Origin of the sequence: Nocardia sp. NPDC051750 (assembly GCF_044453135.1) — a bacterium.
GTDB lineage: Bacteria > Actinomycetota > Actinomycetes > Mycobacteriales > Mycobacteriaceae > Nocardia.
This window is the reverse complement of record NZ_JBITCK010000007.1, coordinates 1-19,484: the sequence shown is the minus strand read 5'-3', so window position 1 is coordinate 19,484 and position 19,484 is coordinate 1. Positions and strand designations below refer to the sequence as shown.

Here is a 19,484-nt window from a genome sequence, read left to right as displayed (position 1 = left end):
AACGCGACATCGCACGACTACGCGCGGGGTCGATCGCGGGCCAGCGGGCACGACAGGCAGCGGGGTCCGCCGCGTCCCGAGCCCAGCTCCGAGCCGGGGATGCGCAGGACTTCGATCCCGGAGTCCTCGAGCCGGGCGTTGGTCATCTCGTTGCGTTCGTAGGCGACCACGACGCCGGGGCGCAGGGCGAGCGTGTTGTTCCCGTCGTCCCACTGTTCGCGTTCGGCGGTGACCCCGTCCAGTCCCGTGTCGATCACGCGCAGTTTGCCGATTCCCATGGCCGCCGCGGCGGCGGGCAGGAACGGTTCGGGCCCGGTCACCACACAACCGCCCGAGTCCCCGGTGGGGCGGATCGTGTAGGCGGTGAGGGTTTCGCGCACTCCGGGGTACATCACGACGGCGTCCGTGTCGACCATGGTGCAGACGGTGTCCAGATGCATGGTGGCGCGGTTCTGTGCGATCGGGACCACCAGCACGGTATCGGCGAGCCCGTCGTCGAACAGGCTGCGGGCCAGTGCTTCCGCACCGGCGGGCGAGGTGCGCTCACCGACTCCCACCGCCACCACTCCGGGCGCCAGGAGCAGCACATCGCCGCCCTCGATCGGGGCCGTATGCGATTCGTAGGCCCGCCGCACACCGAGGAACCGCGGATGGAAGGCGTAGATCAGATCGGTCAGCGAGGTTTCCCGCCCGCGGGCGGGCAACGCGAGTGCGGTGATGGCCACCTTGGGTCCCACCCAGAACGAGGAGTCTCGGGTGAACAGCAGATTCGGCAGCGGGTCGATGACGAAATCGCCGCCGTGGTGCATCCGGCGGACCAGTGAGGTGTCGTCCGCGGCGAAGGGGAGCTCGTCGAAGGTCATTCCCGCCATCAGGATCCGCGCCAGGTCGGGTGCGGGTACCGCGCGCAGGTGGGTGGCCAGTTCGCCGGCGAGCGCATGGCCGAGGCGGCGCGCGTGGACGGCCGCGGAAATACCCTGGATGCGGGCGGCGCCGCTGACCGCGAGCGTTTCGGCGAGCAGGTCGGCGAGCAGCAGTACCTCGATCCCGCGCTCGCGCAGTACCGCCGCGAAGGTGTCGTGTTCCTGCTGGGCACGTTCCACCCAGGGGATCGCGTCGAAGAGGAGTTGATCGTTGTTGCGCGGGGTGAGCCGGCGCAGTTCGTCGCCGGGACGATGCAGGAGTACCGCACGGAGGTTGCCGACTTCGCTGGTGACCCCGTAGCCGGGGGCCGAGGGGTTCGCCCGGGTATCGGATGCGCCGTCTGGTCCCATATCCCGACAGTAATGCGCCGCCCGGCCGCGGGCACACCGGCGGATCACCTGGTTCGCGGCATATTTGCCGCGATTCCGCCCACGAGACCCAGCAACCTGAAGTATGGTTTAGGGTAACGGAGGAGGGCAGATGCCGACAGCGGATTGGACCATCAAGGAACTGACCCCGGGTCAGCTCTCCGAGCGTAGCGGAGTCGCGGTGTCCGCGTTGCACTTCTATGAACGCGAAGGCCTGATATCCAGCCGCCGGACCAGCGGAAATCAGCGCCGCTACACCCGGGAGACGCTGCGCCGGGTGGCGTTCATCCGGATCTCCCAGCGCGTCGGCATCCCGCTGAGCGATATCCGCGACGCGCTGGATCGTTTGCCCGAAGGTCGCACACCGACCCGCCGCGACTGGGAAACCCTGTCCACGGCGTGGCAGGCAGACCTGGACGATCGGATAACCCAGCTGGTCCGGTTGCGGGACAACCTCACCGGGTGTATCGGTTGCGGCTGCCTGTCACTGGGTAGCTGCAAACTCGTCAACGAGCACGACCGGCTGGGTGCCGAGGGCCCGGGCGCCCGTGTCCTGGACGTCCAGCTGAACTGCCCGGAATCGGAACCCTGCGAACCGGGCGATCCGGTCAGTGCGCTTCCGGAGAGCCCTGACTCACCGTGTTATCCGATGGCAGATCCTGATTCACCGACCGCTTCAGCGTGCTGAACTGGTTGTTGGCCTGGCGCATCAACAGCTCGTAGGGGAAGGCGAACTTCCGCTTCCACCAGTAACCGAACCGGATGTCGAAGGAGCTGTACACCAGGAACCGGTTCCGTTCGATCCCCTTCAGGATCGCCGCGGCGACCTTCTCCGGCGGCACCGCATGGCGGGTGAACAGTGAGGTGACCCGCTGAACCTTCGGATGTTCCTTGTCCACCCCGACCAGATCGAAGGACCGCACCAGCGGGGTGGCCACCGCCCCCGGCGTCACCACGTGCACGGAGATCCCGTGTTCGGCGAGCTCGAACCGCAGCACCTCCGATAAACCACGCAGCCCGTACTTGCTCGCACTGTAGGCGGCATGCCACGGCAGGGCGAGCAGTCCCGCCGCCGAGGAGACATTCACCAGCGCACCGGGCTGTCCCGACCGCACCATGGGCGGAACGAATCTTTCGATCACATTGATCGGCCCGAGCAGATTGATATCGATCATCCGGCGCCAATGCCGGATCTCCAGGCTGTCGACGGTCCCCCAGACCGAAGTGCCGGCCACATTCATCACCACATCGAGACTGCCGAGGTCCTCGTGCACCGCGGCAGCGAACTCGGCGACTGCGTCGTAGTCGGAGATATCGAGCGCGCGGGAGAGCAGCACGGTCCCCCCGGCACCTTCGACCTCGGCCACCGTGGCGGCCAGTCCCGCGGCGTCGATATCGGTGAGAACCAGCCGCGCCCCGCGCGCGGCCGCGGCCAGCGCGGTCGCCTTGCCGATACCGCTGGCGGCACCGGTGACCAGCGTCTTCGCGTTCTCGACCGTTTTCCTGCGGTGAACCCGCCCCATACCGACACTCCGATTCTCCGACTGCGCTGTCGGCAGCAGCGTACCGACCCCGGGGCCGGGCGGCACGGTACCGGCGGCGACCGGCCCGCCGTGACTCCCGATCCGATTACGGATCCCAGGGATCCAAGCCCAGTGCGGGCGTCGCATGGTCCAGGTTCGTCAGACGCTTGATGGAGGCCAGGAGGTCCTGCGACCGCACGTCGCTGGGGTTCTCGTAGAAGGCGCGCGCCGCGGCGAGATGGTCCCGTGCCAGCTCGTCGGCGATCACGGTGCGCGTGTTCCGGCCGACGCGGTTCCACTCGTCGGGGGTGATGGCAGCCCGCAGCGCCCGGTCGGAATCCCAGTTCTGCCGGACCCGCGCGACAAAAGCTCTGTCGATCGGCGCCGTGGGATCGGGGGTGCGGGTGTGCCGGGCCAGGCTGTCGGCATCACTGACCGCCTGAGCGGCGAAGGCCGGTGCCGCGTCGTCGCCGAGGAAATGGATCGCCGCATTGCCGGATGCGGCGGCCTGCTGCAACGGCCGGAAACCGTACGGGCTGCGGGACCTGGTGTCGTCCCGAACCTGCTTGGCCCAGATATGGTTGTCGACCCGAATACCGTCGGCGCCCGCGTCGATCAGCGCCGCGACCGTCGCGTCCGCCGGGACCTTGTTGTTGTCCAGATACTTCAACGCCCGGTTCAAACCGAGTTCGGTCTCGATCCCACCCCAGGCGTCGGCCTCCCGTCGCGCCAGCACCCGCCAGTTCTGCCGCGCCATCGTCTGCCATCGATGTCCTTCCACCCGGCTGCCTGCCGTGGCGGCATTGGCCCGCATAGAGTGCATCTGCTTGCGGGCGAGCGGATCCAGCGGACCGATGACACCGCCGGCCAGCCATGCCGTCAACGGCGATCTGTTGACGGTGGACAGAACCGCCAGCGAAGCGAGCATTCCGCCGGTCGACCCGCCACCGGATCCACCGCCGCCACCCATCCCGATCGCCGCACCACCACTCGACCCCGAACGCCCCTGCAGTGCGAGCGCGATCCGGTTGGTCGTCCAGTTCGAACCCCGGGTCAGGCTCCTGGACAACCGGTTCATCTGCGCGATGGCAACCAGGACGACCGCCGCCGAGATCACTAGTACCGCGACAACCTGGTCCCGCGCCTGCTGGAACAACCCGCCGAGGAACACGAGGTAGACACCGACGAACACGGTGTAGGCACACATCCGCGCGGCAGCGACGCAGGTGCCGGCCAGGTTGCGAACCAGGAACGTCTGGGTGGGACCGTAGATGAAACCCCCTGCGGCGAAACCGAATACCGCCATAAAACCCTGGTAGATCGTATCGAGCGCCGCTTTGATCAGCCGCACGGCCAGAATCACCGCGAACAGCAGCAGGACCAGCGCGGACACCAGGAGTATCAGGCCGGTGCCGATCTGCCCGACCGCCGGATGCGCCGCGGCCGCCGCCGCATCGGCGTCCCCGCAGGCATCGAGTGCTCGCTGCGTGCGCTCGCTGTCCCCCGCCGCCACTCCGGCCGACCAGGCAGCTTCGCAGGTCGCGTTGTTGTCGACGATATGCCCGAAATTCCACACCTGCACCGGCCGGCGCGCGAAGTTGTCGGCCATATCGGCCTGCAGGGTGCTCAGCATCAGATCCGGGTCTCGATTCGCCGACCCGTTCAGGCCCGCCGCGACGGCCAGTCCCACGTCCCGGCCCCGAGCCAGCATCCCGTCCGAATCCAGCACTCCGGCCAGCGGTGCGGCCAGGAACAACGGGGCGCCGACGGCCACACACAACATGGTCACCACCTGGATGCCGGCCCGGGCGGGGAATCCACGGACGAGGAACCAGGCCACGAAGAACGCGCCCACCGTCGCGGCGGTCACCATGACGATCGGGGTGGCGATCTGCGCCGCGAGGGCGTCGGCGGTGCCGCGCAGTGCGCCGGCGAACAGGTCGAGCCAGGCAAAGCTCAGTGCGTATCCGATGAACCAGATCGCGGTGGTCACGATGATCATGTATCCGACGAATTCCAGACCCACGATTGCCCATACGGCGGTGGCTCCGGGGTCCAGCAGCCCACCCTGGTCACTGACGAATACATAGTCGGCCAGTGCCACGCCGGCCGAATCCCGGATATTCATCCAGGCCAGTCCGTCCGTTCTGGTCGAATTCGTGACTGTCGTCCCGTCCTGGGCGGCTGCCACCGCTCCGAGGCAGCCCGGAAAAACCGTGAACACGAGGAGGACGGTGACGAGGTGCGCGACGCGACGGCGCCAGACAGCCCGCGCCTGCGGTGGCTTGCTACCACGGCCTCTGAACAGGCACATCGACGGCGGGTCCGGTTACCGCGTTGCGCGTATTGCGTCGTGGAGGGGCGCAGGCGACAACGCCTGCCGATCTGCTCTGCCGATCATGCTCGCATTGGTAACGACGCGGAATGAAGTTCAGCTGAACTGATAGTGGCGGATCGTGCCCGCAACGGTGAATTACGAAACAATATCCCGTAACCTACCCAGGGCTGAGAATACCGCTAGAATACGCGAATCACGCTGGCAGCAAAGTAATTCCGGACCCGAGTCCGGAATTACCCGCCAATTGCCCACGGGTGGCACCACCACGAATTCCGGTGAAGCATGGCGGGTTTACGCCGCGCCCGGCCCGGACCGGGACACCCGCCCGCGCCGGGCACGGAGCGGCGGGGAGCGGCGAGCCGGACGCGGGCAAACCACCGGCACGGCCACCGGTTGATAGCATGGCGAATCCGGCCGACCATCCGGTCGGCTCGCCCACCAGGAGACATCTCGGAAGAATCGTTGGTATGCAGTTCGAAATAGTCGAGCGGAACGAGACATGGGTGGCCGGACTTCCGGTGCGCAGCCCCAAACGCGCCCTCGGTGAACTACGCGACCGCGACCTCGAGGGCGCCTGGTCTTCGGTACTGCATCACGAACTCGGCGGACCGCTGGCCACGGCGTACACGGACTACTCACCGGACCTGGGCACCTACAACACGCAGATCGTCGGCTACCGGTGCGACTCGTTCGACACGGTGACCCGCGGCCATATGGTCGCCCGCCTCCCCCGCGGTACCTATGCGAAATTCTCCTCGGTGGGCAACTTCCCGCAGATCATGACCAGCCTGTGGGCCCAGATCGCCTACGCCGAGGAAAACCACCAGATCAACCGGACTTTCACCGGTGATTTCGAGTTCTATCCACACGCGTACAAGATCGATCTGTATCTGGCGGTCGCCACCCGATGAGCTACACGATCGTGGTGCGCGGGGAGTCGATGTATGCCGGCCTGGTGGTACCGAAGGTCCGCCCCAGTTTCAAGGTGAGCAACAGCGAACTGATCGAGTTCCTCAAGGACCGGCTGCGCGAGCGGGTGGCGGAGTTCGCCGGATCGGCCGACGCGGAGCGCCCCATGTACACCGTGTACGTCCGCACACCGACCGGAACCTACAACGCGCTGGTGTGTTTCGACTACCAGGATCCGAGCGCCGCGCCGGTGGGTGACGTGCTGGTCCGCGTTCCCCGCGGCGTCTACGCCCGGTTCGTCCCCAACGGTGACTACCATGATCCGGTCGAAGATGTCTGGGCCCAGGTCGACGATGCCACCGCATCGGCCGAGATAACCCGCGCCTATCGCGAAGAGATCGAGATCTGGCACGGGTCGGAATCGGTGGAGCTCTTCATTTCGATCGCCGCCTGAGCCGCAACGCCGAACGCTATTTCGTTGCCGGGCGTTAACCAACTGAGAACCAACCGGTCTGGTGGTAAGTGATGATTCTCAAATCACCATCCTCGACCTGCGACAACAGCCGCGGTTCCGGCTGGTTTTCGGAAGATTAACCAGAATTCTGGTGAATTGTGTTTCGATGGCGGATACTGCACTGGGCACGCCGACGAGCCGGGGCGTCGGACGAGCTGCTGAACAATAATCCCGTGCGCCCACCAGGCGTGCGGGCGAAAGAGTAGGAACTGCATGACTGTCGAAACGATCGCAGTCGGCCAGGGGGAATACCCGCGTCATCTCCGTACCGCGGGTTTTCGCGACAACGTCTCCGGCTATGAAATCTGCGCCACCACCCCGGACCGATCTCCCGAGCTCTGGCATCGTTACCTGACCGGCGCACAGGAGGCATACCGGCACTTCGGCAACGAGCGGGTGCTGGAATACGAGAACGTGGTGGACGGCGCATCGACCGCGCTGTTCTTCGCCGCCACCGATCGGGCCGGAAACGTGGTAGCCGGGCTGCGTATCCAAGGCCCGTACACCTGGGCCTCGGAGGTGTCCTCGCTCCGGCCGTGGAACGGGCGGGCCGGCGCGGCGGACCTGAATCTCATGATGGCGCGACGTATTCCACGTGGTGTGGTGGAAGCGCGGGCGGCCTGGGTCGCCCGGGGCATACCGTGCCGCAACGAGCTCGCCGCCGCGATATCCCGCTGCATCGCCCATGCGCCGCGCCTGCTCGACGCCCGCTACTGTTTCGCGACCGTCGCCTCCTTCACCGCCGACCGGCACCGCGCCAGCGGCGGCCTGATCGCCTCATCGATTCCGCCGGTGCCTTACCCGGACGACCGGTATCGCACCGTACCGATCTGGTGGGATACTCGAACATACCGAGTATTTGCTGATGAGTTGCAGTATCTGATGATGCGTGGTGAACTTCGCGCTATGGGATTAGCTGAACACCGGCCACGGCGAGCGCGGCAGCCGTTCGGCCACGCCGGGGAGGAATGCTCGGCTCATGCTCGGTGAGGCAGACCTCGGGGTCGAATACCGGCCGCTGATCCTGGATCCGGCAGACCCGGACGACGAAATGGCACTCGCGGGTCTGCGGGCTGTCCCGGAAATAGAGTTCAACGATCTACGCGGTCCGCTGGCCGCCGAATTCTGCCGGCTCAACGATCCGCCGGAAAGCGCCGAAGGCCCGGAAGCCGATCGCTGGGTGTATTACCCGTGGCGGCGCAGTGTGCTCATTCTGCCGGGCCCGCGGACCTTCCGCGCCATCCGGCTGGACCGCAACCGCAACAAGCTCACGCGCGCCGAGCAGGAACGGCTGAGCACTCTCACCATCGGGGTCGTCGGGCAGAGCGTGGGGCATGCCATCGCCTACACCCTGGCTCTGGAGGGCGTGTGCGGAAGCCTGCGCCTCGCGGATTTCGACGAGCTGGAACTATCCAATCTCAATCGGGTACCCGCCGGTCTGTTCGATATCGCGGTGAACAAAGCCATCGTGACCGCCCGCCGGATCGCCGAACTCGACCCCTATCTATCCGTCGAGGTGAGCGGCAGCGGGGTGGACGCCGATACCGTGGACGAATTCGTCGACGGATTGGCGATCGTCGTCGAGGAATGCGATTCGCTCGATATCAAACTCCTCATCCGCGAATCGGCCCGGCGCCGAAGAGTGCCGTTGATCATGGAGACCAGCGACCGCGGACTGCTCGATGTCGAGCGATTCGACCTCGAACCGGACCGCCGGCCGTTCCACGGCTTGCTCGGCGATACCTCCGCGGACCAGCTGCGCGGCCTGTCCACCCGCGACAAGGCACCCTATGTCGTCGGGCTGCTGGGGGCCCGGGATCTGTCCCCCCGGATGGCGGGCAGCCTGGTCGAGGTGGGTGAGACCCTCAACAGCTGGCCACAGCTCGGTGGTGATGTGGCACTCGGCGCGGCCGGGGTCGCGACAGCGGTGCGGCGCATCGGGCTGGGTCGGCCGCTGCGCTCGGGACGCACCCGTCTCGACGTGGAAAAAGCGCTCGACGGCCTCGCCGAACCGGACCTCGACACGGACGACGACTACCTCGATCCCGCCGCGGACGCGGGCGAAGACACCGGCCCCGCATCCGCGGCGCCGGCCGGCCGGATCCTCGCCTGCGCCCAGCGGGCCCCCTCGGGTGGCAATATCCAGCCCTGGTCGCTGCACCCGGCCCCGGGCGAGCTGCGGATCGTGCTGGATCCCCGATACACGACCGCCATGGATATCGGCTATCGGGCCAGTGCCGTCGCCGTGGGCGCGGCAACATACAACGCCCGGGTGGCGGCGGCCGCCCACGCCGTCCTCGGCAACCACGAATTCGTCGAGAACTCCGGCGACCCGCTCACCGCGGTGGTGCGCTACGGCACGGGAGACGACCCGGCGCTGGCCGCCGACTACCCCTACGCCCTCGCGCGCGAGACGAACCGCCGGCTCGGCTACGGCGGTCACATCCCCGCGGCTGTCCTCAACGGGCTCGCCGCGGCGGCCGCGGCCGAAGGTGCCGGCATGCGAGCGGCCACCGATGCGCCCGCACTCCGCGAGCTCGCCGAAGTACTGGCCGAAACGGACCGGGTCCGCTACCTCACCCCGCAGCTGCACCGGGAGATGTTCGCGGAGATGCGCTGGCCCGGGGACGACCTCACCGACGGTATCGACACCCGCTCCCTCGAGCTGGCATCGGACGAACGGGTGGCCCTGCAGATCGGGCGGCGCGCCGATGTGATGGCCGAATTGCACAGCTGGTCGGCCGGCGCCGCACTCGGCGATTATGCCCGCGACCGGGTCCGTTCGAGTTCCGCTGTCGTGGCGATCACCTTCCGCCCGGAACCCGGCGCCGACGGCGGCGGGTTGACCGATTACGCCCGGGCCGGGGCGGCGGTGGCCCGGCTCTGGATCGAGGCCCAGCGGGCGGGTCTGGCCGTGCAGCCGATGGTCCCCGTCTTCCTGTTTTCCCGGAACCGTACCGATCTGGCTGCCCTTTCTCCGGCGTACGCGGATAGACTGGCCACACTTCAGGATCGTTTCCTGGAAATACTGGACGTGCCGAAAGATGAAAGCGTGGCGCTGGTACTACGCCTGAGCTATACGGCAGCCGCCAGCGTGCGGAGCAGACGTCGCCCGGTACCGGGCAGCGAGCCCCGCGGTTAGTGCGATCGGAGATCAGGTGCCTCGGCGGACACTCGACTCGCTGGTGACCGAGGTTGCCGCGGAACTGATGGGCGTCGATGCGGCGACATTGGTACCGGCGACCGAGCAGGTCCTGGCCGTGCTGGTCGACTACTTCGATGTCGACTTCAGCTACCTGCGGCACACCGATCCCAAATCCCGGTCGACGGTGCTGGTGGCCGAGTGGCCGCCGCGGCAGAACGTGCCGGACCCCGATCCGCTCAAGGTGGTGTATTTCGATCAGGCCGATTCGGTGTTCCGGTCGCTCGAGCACGCTACCGAGCCGTTCCTGGTTCCTGCCAGCGCCGCGGACTATCAGCAGACCATCCACTCCGCGTCCGGACTCGGCGATATCAGCTCGGCGGCGGTACCGCTGGTATCGCGCGGCAAATCCACCGGACTGCTCGGTTTCGTCAAGGTCGGCGACCGGGACTGGAACAACCGCGAGCTCAATGTGCTCAAGGCGATCGCGACCCTCTTCGCTCAGTTGCAGGCCCGGGTGGAGGCCGAGGAACAGCTGCGGTTCATCGCCCTGCACGACGACTTGACCGGTCTGTCGAACCGTCGTGCGCTGCTCGAACATATGGAACAGCGGCTGTCCCCCGGCAGTCCCGGCCCGGTCGCGACGTTCTTCCTGGACCTGGACCGGCTCAAAGCCCTCAACGACTTCCTCGGCCATACCGCCGGTGACAAGTTCATCCGCACCCTGTCCGAGCGGCTCCAGGACAATCTCGACCCCCACGACATGATCGCCCGCCTCGGTGGCGACGAGTTCGTGATCGTGCCCGCCAAACCGATGGACACGGTCGCCGCCGAACACGAGGCGATGCGGATCCAGGAACTCATCAGCCGCCGGGTGACCGTCGGCGGTGAATCGGTGAGCCGCGGCGCCAGCGTCGGCGTGGCGGTCGGGATACCGGGCGAAACCACGGTCGCCGACGTGCTGCGGCGCGCCGACCACGCCCTGCTCTCGGCCAAATCCGGCGGCGGCAACGGGGTCGCCCTGTTCACCGACGCCATGCGCGCCCAGTTCGAGCTGCAGGACGATGTGGAGCTCAACCTGCGCAGCGCCGTCTCCGACGGGTCACTGATCCTGCACTATCAGCCCGAGGTCGATCTGCGCACCGGCCGCATCGTCGCGATGGAAGCCCTGGTCCGCTGGCTGCATCCCACCCGTGGGCTGCTCCCGCCCGGTGCGTTCGTCACCGTGGCCGAAGCCACCAATCTGGCCGGTGAGCTGGGCCGCTGGGTTATCCGCACAGCCTGCGCCCAGTTCGCGCAGTGGCGGCGCCAAGGCCTGGCGGCCAATATGGTCATGCGGATCAACGTGTCGCCGGTGCAGCTGGTGAGCCTGGATTTCGTCGAGCGGATCGAGGACATCCTGCGCCATTTCGGGATCGACGGCAGCTCGATCTGCCTGGAGATCACCGAACATGTGGTGGTGCAGGACCTGGCGCGGACCCAGGTGACACTGCGCGGTCTCAAACGGATGGGCGTCCAGATCGCGATCGACGATTTCGGCACCGGCTACTCCTCGCTCTCCCACCTCAAAGCACTCCCGGTGGACGCGGTGAAAATCGACCGCGGTTTCGTCCAGCGGCTCGGTGCCAGCACCGACGACCTCGCGATCGTGAAATCGATCATCGGCCTGGCCGGCTCGTTCGGACTCGGCGTGGTCGGCGAGGGGGTCGAGACCCCCGTCGCCGCGCGCACCCTGGTCGGGCTGGGCTGCTACCGGGCCCAGGGCTTCCTCATCGCCCGGCCGCTGCCCGCCGACGAGGTCAGCGAACATCTCAGCGTCGGCCGCATCCCGCTCAACCTCGATCTGCCGCGGGTCGGCGGCGCGCTCCCCAGCTCCTGACGCCCGTCCGCTCAGCACACCGGCGCGCAAATAACACCAGGCCTTAACCACGAATTCAACGCCACGGTTCCGTCGGTCACCCGGGCCCGGCCACGATCGGCGACGTGCGCATCGTGCAGCTGGCGAACTTCTACGGACCGCGCTCAGGGGGCTTGCGTACCGCGCTGCATCACCTGGGCGAGGGATACGTGGCGGCCGGACACGAAGTCGTGCTGATCGTCCCCGGCGCACGCCGCTGCGAGGAGACCCTGCCGAACGGGGTTGTGCGGATCACGCTGCCCGCGGTGCCGATCCCGTGGACCGGCGGCTACCGCGCCGCCGACCCCCGGCGCGTCGCCGACACCCTGACCGGGTTACGACCCGACGCGCTCGAGGTATCCGATCGGCTGACTCTGCGCGGTTTCGGTCGCTGGGCCCGGCGCCGCGACGTCGCGGGCGTGATGATCTCCCATGAGCGGCTCGACCGCCTGCTGGGCCAGATCATGCCGGATCGGTACGCCCGGCGCTGCGCCGATATCGCCAACCGGCGTACGGCCGACCAATACGACATGGTTGTCTGCACCACCGAGTTCGCCCGGGCCGAATTCCGGCGCATCGACGCTCCCAATGTCGAGATGGTCCCGCTGGGAGTCGACCTGGACCTGTTCAATCCGCATCGTCACGATCACGGCCTGCGCGCGGATCTCGGGCTGCCGGGCCATCCCCTGCTGGTGCACTGCGGCCGGCTGTCGGTCGAGAAGCGCGTCGACCGCAGTATCGAGGCGGTGACGGAACTGCGCCGCGGCGGAGTGGAGGCGCGGCTGGTGGTCGCCGGTGACGGTCCGCGCCGGGAGGCGCTGGAGCGGCGGGCCCGGTCGATGCCGCTTCTCGCGGACGGCCTGCCCGCGGTCCATTTCACCGGGTTCATCAGTGAGCGCGCCGAAGTGGCCAGGTTACTCGCCACCGCCGATATCTCGCTCGCCCCCGGCCCACACGAAACCTTCGGGCTTGCCGCGCTGGAGGCGCTCGCCGCGGGCACCCCGGTGGTGGCCAGCCGGTCCTCGGCACTCGCCGATATCGTGACCGCCGACTGCGGCGCGGTGGCCGCCGACGACCCGGCCGCGTTCGCCGATGCCGTCACCGATGTGCTCGCCCGGCCGCCCGCCCAGCGCCGGGGCGCGGCCCGGCAGCGGGCCGAACAGTTCACCTGGCCGGCCGCCGTATCGGGGATGCTGTCGGTCTTGGATCGCTGACCGGCACTCTTCCGTAGCCGTACCCGCCGGTGCTCGATCGGTGGCGGTCGAGCACCCGCGGGGTCATCTCACACCCGAGCCGGAAGCCGTCGGCGGCCGCCGACGATATCGACGATCAATTCGGTGTAGCCGTCGATCAATTCGGCCAGGCGGTGCCAGCGTTTACGAGCGTGATGATCACGCGCACCGTCGGTTTCGATCACCTGGTTGGCGTTCACCCACCCCCAGGCCAGGCGATCGATCACGGCACCCAGTGTTTCGATGTGGATCAACGCGTCGTGATGTAGTGGCCCTCGCTCCCGGATCCAATCGTCGATATCCTCGACCAGTTCCCGGCGGCGGTGGTCTACTTCGACGACCAGGCGCGCATCGCGCATCGTGGACCGACGCGCGTGCAGCACAGCGAGCGCGTGTGCCGAGCTCAGCAGATCGTGATCTGCGAATTTGGTCCCCTGGAAACTGCACAACAGCTGTGTCGCTGTCGGCAGGCCGCCCCGCGGGGATGCCACCTGCCTCCCCGTTCGAACGTCACCCGGCACCATCACACTCTGTTCAAACATGATCGGCTCTCGATTCGGTCGTACCGCATATCGGATAGGTTTTGTTCAGGCGCTGACGATAGTTGATCTACATCACTGTTCGCCGGAGAAACGCACTATTGCGTTCGCGCTTTGGCGCAGATCACACCCGAACTCGTATCCCATGGCCGCACAACACAAAGCGGCGCCCCGCCGAGACCGGTCGAGGGCCGTCGCTACACCCCGGCAACTCCGCGCCGGGCGCCGGCTATCGATCAGCAGGCCTGCTCAGGGCCTCACTTCTTCCGGATCCTCGGGTGCGAAAGGCTCCCGCAGGCTCGGAGCACCGGGAATCAGATCCGGTAGATCCGGCATCGCGCCGACAATCTCGGTGACCGGCGCGAGCGCCTCGGCCGTGTACTTGGCCGCGTACCGGGCAGCCTCGCGGGCCACCTCCGTTATCGTCCGCGCCAGCGCGTCCGGTTTCTCCCGCATCGCGGGCTTCTCCAGTTCGACCTGGACCACAACGCCCGCGGAATCGACGGTCACCTCGACGTGACCGTCGACGGAACGGGCCTGGATACGAACCGTATCCAGGTGTCCGCGTATCTCGGCCAGTCTCGCGACCTGATCCTCGTAGGCATCCATTGCGCGATGGACCTCCAGGCGGAGCTGCGCAACCCCGCCTTCGTCCCGCTCCGCGGGCTGCATCACCGGACGTCCTTTCCGAGCGCCGCGAACGCTTCCGGCCGGTGCCTGACCATCATGGCCGCGACATCCGCCCTGCGCTCGTAGGCCCATGAGGTATCGGCGACATGCCCGAGAAGCCACTCGGTGTCCGCCTCGTCCAAGCGTGCCACCGCGAAAAGCACGATGTCCTCCATGAACAGCACGCGATCCCGGACCGGATCGATATCGCCACGCAGGAGTCGCAGCACGATATCCCGGGATGCGGTCAACTCGGAATCACCCATTCACTTCCACTCCGCTCGGTTCCACAGCGTCCGGGGAGCGACCATCCCCGCTCCTCCGTACCGCTGGATCACCGCCGCCCCACCGGGCAGAACCGTGTTCCAGTAGTTCCGAGCAGGTTCGGGCGCCGATCCCGGCACCGGCAGAAACGATCGCGATCGACCACAAGCCTCGAGCGGAAGTTTATCGCGGACGACGGATCGCGGGCGGAGAGCGCGGACGACCAGCCGGAACGAATCGACGCTCGGCACGACGCGGAGACACTGTTCGCGCAGTCCGGAGTCCCGGATCCGGGCGGTGCAATCGGCGTTATCTCGGCGACTTACACCCCAACATTCCCAACACTGGGAAACCTGGTACTGGCGCGGAACAATCATGGGGGGTAGGTGAGGAGATCGATGTGGGGCATTCGCTGCGGATCGATGAAGATCGGCTTCAATCGCTCGTGCACGAGTACGAGTCCCTGGGGGAGCTGGCACGCCGCGCGCAGGAGGAACTGAACTCCGTTGTCGCGCACGAGGGTAAGTTCTGGGGCAACGACGAACCGGGCCGCCACTTCGAAGAGACGTATCTGGCCGACTCCCAGCGGGTACTGGGTGCCCTGGCGAAAACGGTCGAAAGCCTGATCGAAGAAGGAAAGCTCGTCACCGGGATCGCCCGCGACCTCGACAACGCGGACCGGGAAGGCTTCGGGACGATCCGGGACGCGGCGGCATGGATATCCGAATCCCCCTCGGCCCCTGTTTCGTCCTCGGTCGACGGATCTCCCGCAGCGAACGGCACATCACCCGCCGCCGCGGACCAGATCCCGCCGACGTCCACCACGGCCGGCTTCGCGGTCCCGGCACAGTCCGCGTCCCCGGTACCGGGGAACACAGTGCAAGACGATCCGAACTCTGCGCCGCACAGTAGCCCGCATACCGGAGATGCCGCGGCGCAGTCGAGTTCACCGGACGCACCACACACGTCCACACCCGAGCCGAACGGCAGCGGTGCCCCCGCCGCCGGGGGTGGACCGACGGAGGGAGCGATACCGGCCGCAAACGCGGCACAAGGCGCCGCCGGCACCGCGCCGCCGGCGGCCCGAACTCCGGGCTCCGGGGCGGTTTCCGCGACGACCCGTGCGCCCTCCGAAAGGAACGGCGGAGTGAGCACCGCCGAACGGCAACGACCGAATACGCCATGGTCGCGTGGTGCGCCGCCCGCCGGGCCGCCCAATAAGATCTCGGCGCCGGCCGCGGACTCCGGTGGAACGCGACCGCCGCACAATGCGGCACCGCCCGCGGCAAAACGAAAAAGTAAGCGCGACGAGCGAGAACCCGTGTCGGTGGACGCCACGCAGCGCGAAGGCGATCAGCCCGAGAGCAGCCGCACGGCGTCCTCAGCGAGTCACTTCCTCGCACAGGCACTGACAGCCCGCCATGAGCTACAGGTGGTCGGCTTCGACACTCCCGGAATCGCTCCGGACACTCTCCGCGAAATCGCGGTGGCGCTCGACGACGTCCTCACCGAACACCCCTACCTGACGCCCGACGAATTCGTGATCGCCGATTGCGGAGAAAAGGTCACACGGCTCGAATGGGATCGGATACCGGGCGAACACGGCCTGCGGACCCGCATCAGCCGTCTGACGTTGCACGACGTGGTCGCACGCAGACCCGAGGTCTACGCCGAGACGGTGCGCGCCGACACAGCAGCCGGCCGGCTGGCTGGCGGATCCGAGAAGCGGCCCGTGTACTGCGCGATCGTCCGCGAACTCGGCCGTGCACTCGATATCCTCGGGGACCGCCGCGCCCGGCCGGTCGCGCAGCGCACACTCATCGCCGAGTATTTCTCGGTGCGCGGCGAAGCCCGATTCGAGGAGACACTCGGCAGCGTTGTGCGCGGATACACACAGTGGCGCGCCGGTTCGACCGGCTGCGGTCTCCGGGACGGCAGGTTCGATCCGGCCTCCGCACTGGCGGACGCTTTCGTCGAAGTACAGCTGCACCGGAAGGAAGCCGGGGCCCCCGCTCGAGCTTTACGGCAATTGCTCGTGGATACGGTGAGGCCGTAGTGGATACCCGCTGCCGCACCGAGACGGCGGCCGTCCCGGGCACCGGTGAGGAGGCGTCGATCGGTGGCCCGCGGTGACCATCCAGTTACCGCCCGAGTTTCCGGACTGGATGGTGACGGCCTGCGCCGGCCACTTTCCGGAAGGCGACGAAGACGCCATGCGGCGAGTCGCAGCCGCATGGTCGGATACCGCTGACACCTGCGACGCCATCGCCGTCCGGCACACCGACGCCGCGGATCAGGAGCAGCAGGCGATCACGGGGCAGGCTACCGACGCGAAGGGAGAGAGAAACAAGCAACTGGCCGAAGATCTCCGCAATTCGGCGCAATGCTGCCGGATCATGGCGGACCAGCTGAACACCACTGCCCGGGATGTCGAGTACACGAAGCTGCTGGTCATCTTCACCGGGATCGCCTTGCTGGCGCAATTGGCCATCGATATCGCACTGGTGGGCGTCGGCGGTGTGAAAGCCGCGGCGGACCGGGCGGCAGCCGAAGCCGCCTGGCGGGCCGCGAGCAGAGCTGTCGCGGGCCGGGTCAAAACCGCGGGCGTGACGGCGATGGCACGACGTTCCGGCATTCCCCTGGCGAAGGTCACCGCGATCGGTGTGGGATTGGGAGCCGGAACCGGAGCCCTGGTCGATTTCGGCGCTCAGTGGTGGCAGAAGGACATTCTCGGCACCCGCGACGAAATCGACTGGGGAAATGTCGGGCGGTCCGCCTTCATCGGTGCTGTCGGCGGCGGTGCCGGCGTGCTCACCGCACTGCGCGCCGCACCCAGCATCAACCGCGCCATGCAGCGCCTGGTAGGTAGGTCGTCGTCCACTGCCGTGCGCTACGGCGCGCGGATCACCGGCGCTCTGCTGATCGGCGGCATCGGCGGCATCGGCGGCGGTGCGGCCGGTATCGGCGCTCAGATCATCGCCACCGGCCGGATGCCGACGGCAAGTGAATTCAAGGCCGCCATGATCACCGGATTCGCCGGCGGATTCGTGGGCGCGGCATCGGTGTTCGCGCAGCCGCTCAAACCACCCGGGAGCTCCGTGGCGGCGCCACCACATCCGGCCCCCTCCGGCGAACCCCCTACCCCTCCCCCTACCACGCCACCACCACCGACCCACGCGCCACCGACACCGCCCACCCAGGCATATCCGGTCCCGCCCGCCAACCCCCCGACGCCTGCCACACCGCCACCACCAACCCACACACCACCGGTGGCCCAGCCGCATACGCCCGCCGGCGAACCCCCCACAACCCCACCCACGGCCCAACCACACCCAGCCCCCACCGGCGAACCACCCACACCGCAGAGAACCGATCCCGGCTCCACCCAGACCCCCGAAAACCCCGCATCGCTCACCGGTCCCGATGACCCGGCCCCGGAAGCCCCGATCACGCCGCCCCCCACAACCCCACCACCATCACCCCCCACGCAGCCGGGCGCCGCACCCTCCGGCCCCACATCGGCACGGGCGGCATCATGGGCCGGGGTGACAAGTGCGCCCCCGGACCCGGGACCCCCGCCCCCGGCAGCTCCCCGGACCACCGGCCCCGAGGGCGTCACCCCGCCCCCAGGCACCCCGGATATTCCGCCGCCCCCCACACCCCCTCCTCCGGTACCACCGGCGACCGGGCCCGCCGGGCCCCCGACGGCACCCGGAAACACAGTGATCCCGCCGATCCACACAACCCCTCAGCCGGGCACAGACAGCCCGGTGGCCCCACCGGCGGCGCCCCACCCGGCCACCGGCGACCCCGCCGTACAGGGGGCACCACCTGTAGCCCCCAAACCCGAAGCCTCACCGACGCCACCCGTACCCGAGACGTCACCACCCGTACCCGAGACATCGCAGGTGCCCGAAACTCCACCCGTACCCGAGACATCCGCAGAGACTCCGGCAAATGGGCCGGACGATTTCACCGCAGCCGTGTTGGAGGATCACCCGGACCTGTTCGACGAGCCCCGGTCCATTCGCGAGCTGCGGGACACACTGGACCCACCCAGATCATTCGACGAGCTGTTCGAGTTGCGCGAACAGTCCTATCGCCGCAACGGATTGGAGCCACCGCCGCTTTCCCGGGAAAGCCTCAATGATTTCCTGAGTGACGTCTGGAACGATGAAAGTAACCCGTCCACACGGGACGAAATATACAAGCTGTATTCCGCTCCGATAGAAGAGAATTCGATTTCCGACCCAACCGCATATATGAGTGGGGTCGATCAGATATTCCCCGGACGGCAGGGCCCAGGGGCGAGACTCGCACTCAACCAAGGCGAAGGATCGTACCTCTACGCTCCAGGCGACGGTCGAAATCCGAATGACATATATTTCCTTCATTTCAATAGACTGGACGGCGGCATCACCTCGGACGAGGTCGGATATCGCGTATATATCAACGCGGAGGGAAATTCGGCACCGGGATTGATGCGCGCCCTGGTCCACGAGGTACTCGACCGACCGACAGATTATCCCGGTTTGTACAGCGCAAAGATTGCCGGTCCCGGCATAATACGATCCGACAATATTGTCGTTTACGTCAAAAATCTCGAGCACGCGGATCTGGTTACCGACTGGCTCCGGGTATACGCCGAGAACAACCCTGGCGCGCTCTTACCGTCGGCGCCGCCGATGACGCACCAAGTAATGGATGGCGTAGGGCTCGGTGCCGAGCCGCCGATCGACGGTACTAGTTTTGGATATCGTCGCGCACAAGCCATTTCCGAGGCGTTGCATATCACCCGGGAAAATGGCGGCGACTTCAACGAATTCGTCCGCAATGTAGACGATCGTCTCCGCAAGCTACAACTCGATCCGGATGATCCGTACCTCAACCTGTCCGACGACGGGCCGAGCAGCCCCGGCCGCCCCCAGACCGACGACGACACCGGAATCGATAACAACACCGAAGAACCCGAGAGCACCGAACCCCCCACCGAAGAACCCGACACCACCCAACCCCCCACCGAAGAACCCGACACCACCCAACCCCCCACCGAAGAACCCGACACCACCCAACCCCCCACCGAAGAACCCGACACCACCCAACCCCCCACCGAAGAACCCGACACCACCCAACCCCCCACCGAAGAACCCGACACCACCCAACCC

At 67.2% G+C, this 19,484-nt stretch carries 16 protein-coding genes; 9 read left to right on the top strand and 7 right to left on the bottom strand.

What is annotated here, in order from left to right:
- Positions 1-17 precede the first annotated feature (17 nt).
- Positions 18-1,274, bottom strand: a complete 1,257-nt coding sequence (arcA, locus tag ACIA75_RS27915) for an arginine deiminase (protein ID WP_397109167.1) — start codon at positions 1,272-1,274, stop codon at positions 18-20.
- A gap of 130 nt (positions 1,275-1,404) precedes the next feature.
- Between arcA and soxR the strand changes: the two genes are divergently transcribed.
- A complete protein-coding gene (gene soxR / locus ACIA75_RS27910) occupies positions 1,405-1,980 on the top strand; it encodes a redox-sensitive transcriptional activator SoxR (protein WP_397109164.1) in 576 nt (191 codons plus the stop codon).
- Here the strand turns inward: soxR and ACIA75_RS27905 are convergent.
- Both ACIA75_RS27905 and ACIA75_RS27900 read right to left on the bottom strand, forming a co-directional pair.
- Entirely contained in the window at positions 1,901-2,815 is a 915-nt protein-coding gene (locus tag ACIA75_RS27905; protein ID WP_397109162.1) for an SDR family oxidoreductase, read from the bottom strand. The two genes, soxR and ACIA75_RS27905, sit on opposite strands and share 80 nt — an antisense overlap.
- Positions 2,816-2,921: 106 nt before the next feature.
- On the bottom strand, positions 2,922-5,039 hold the full coding sequence (locus tag ACIA75_RS27900) for a hypothetical protein (protein WP_397109160.1): 2,118 nt from the start codon (positions 5,037-5,039) through the stop codon (positions 2,922-2,924).
- A gap of 581 nt (positions 5,040-5,620) precedes the next feature.
- Here ACIA75_RS27900 and ACIA75_RS27895 point away from each other — a divergent pair.
- The 6 genes from ACIA75_RS27895 to ACIA75_RS27870 all read left to right on the top strand — a co-directional run bounded on the left by ACIA75_RS27895 (position 5,621) and on the right by ACIA75_RS27870 (position 12,829).
- Positions 5,621-6,064, top strand: coding sequence for a GyrI-like domain-containing protein (locus tag ACIA75_RS27895; protein WP_397109158.1), 444 nt, complete (start codon positions 5,621-5,623; stop codon positions 6,062-6,064).
- Positions 6,061-6,516 (top strand): effector binding domain-containing protein, encoded by a 456-nt coding sequence (locus tag ACIA75_RS27890; protein ID WP_397109156.1) that lies wholly within the window; start codon positions 6,061-6,063, stop codon positions 6,514-6,516. Before ACIA75_RS27895 ends, ACIA75_RS27890 begins: the two co-directional genes overlap by 4 nt.
- Before the next feature lie 273 nt (positions 6,517-6,789).
- Positions 6,790-7,566: a hypothetical protein gene (locus ACIA75_RS27885; protein WP_397109154.1), complete on the top strand. Its 777-nt coding sequence runs from the start codon at positions 6,790-6,792 to the stop codon at positions 7,564-7,566.
- A complete protein-coding gene (locus ACIA75_RS27880) occupies positions 7,556-9,718 on the top strand; it encodes an Rv1355c family protein (RefSeq protein ID WP_397109152.1) in 2,163 nt (720 codons plus the stop codon). Before ACIA75_RS27885 ends, ACIA75_RS27880 begins: the two co-directional genes overlap by 11 nt.
- Before the next feature lie 67 nt (positions 9,719-9,785).
- Positions 9,786-11,597, top strand: coding sequence for an EAL domain-containing protein (locus tag ACIA75_RS27875; protein ID WP_397110287.1), 1,812 nt, complete (start codon positions 9,786-9,788; stop codon positions 11,595-11,597).
- A 104-nt stretch (positions 11,598-11,701) separates the two neighbouring features.
- Complete coding sequence (locus ACIA75_RS27870) at positions 11,702-12,829, top strand: glycosyltransferase (RefSeq protein WP_397109150.1); 1,128 nt, start codon at positions 11,702-11,704, stop codon at positions 12,827-12,829.
- 68 nt (positions 12,830-12,897) lie between these two features.
- Here the strand turns inward: ACIA75_RS27870 and ACIA75_RS27865 are convergent, their stop codons facing one another.
- The 3 genes from ACIA75_RS27865 to ACIA75_RS27855 form a co-directional block, all read right to left on the bottom strand.
- Entirely contained in the window at positions 12,898-13,338 is a 441-nt protein-coding gene (locus tag ACIA75_RS27865) for a DUF4254 domain-containing protein (protein ID WP_397109149.1), read from the bottom strand.
- A gap of 297 nt (positions 13,339-13,635) precedes the next feature.
- Positions 13,636-14,058: a YbaB/EbfC family nucleoid-associated protein gene (locus tag ACIA75_RS27860; protein ID WP_397110285.1), complete on the bottom strand. Its 423-nt coding sequence runs from the start codon at positions 14,056-14,058 to the stop codon at positions 13,636-13,638.
- The gene (locus ACIA75_RS27855; RefSeq protein WP_397109147.1) at positions 14,058-14,321 is read right to left on the bottom strand and encodes a hypothetical protein; all 264 of its coding nucleotides are present in this window, start codon (positions 14,319-14,321) and stop codon (positions 14,058-14,060) included. The genes ACIA75_RS27860 and ACIA75_RS27855 overlap by 1 nt, the downstream gene beginning before the upstream one ends.
- A 398-nt stretch (positions 14,322-14,719) precedes the next feature.
- Here ACIA75_RS27855 and ACIA75_RS27850 point away from each other — a divergent pair, with 398 nt between their 5' ends.
- Positions 14,720-16,375 (top strand): hypothetical protein, encoded by a 1,656-nt coding sequence (locus tag ACIA75_RS27850; RefSeq protein WP_397109145.1) that lies wholly within the window; start codon positions 14,720-14,722, stop codon positions 16,373-16,375.
- Between the two features lie 85 nt (positions 16,376-16,460).
- Here ACIA75_RS27850 and ACIA75_RS27845 read toward each other — a convergent pair whose 3' ends face one another.
- Positions 16,461-17,435 carry a hypothetical protein gene (locus tag ACIA75_RS27845; RefSeq protein WP_397109143.1) on the bottom strand — a complete coding sequence of 325 codons (975 nt, stop codon included), beginning with the start codon at positions 17,433-17,435 and terminating at the stop codon, positions 16,461-16,463.
- Between the two features lie 792 nt (positions 17,436-18,227).
- On the opposite strand from ACIA75_RS27845, the gene ACIA75_RS27840 reads away from it, so the two are divergent.
- Positions 18,228-19,484: T3SS effector HopA1 family protein (locus ACIA75_RS27840; RefSeq protein ID WP_397109141.1), on the top strand; the 1,257-nt coding region annotated here is incomplete at its 3' end.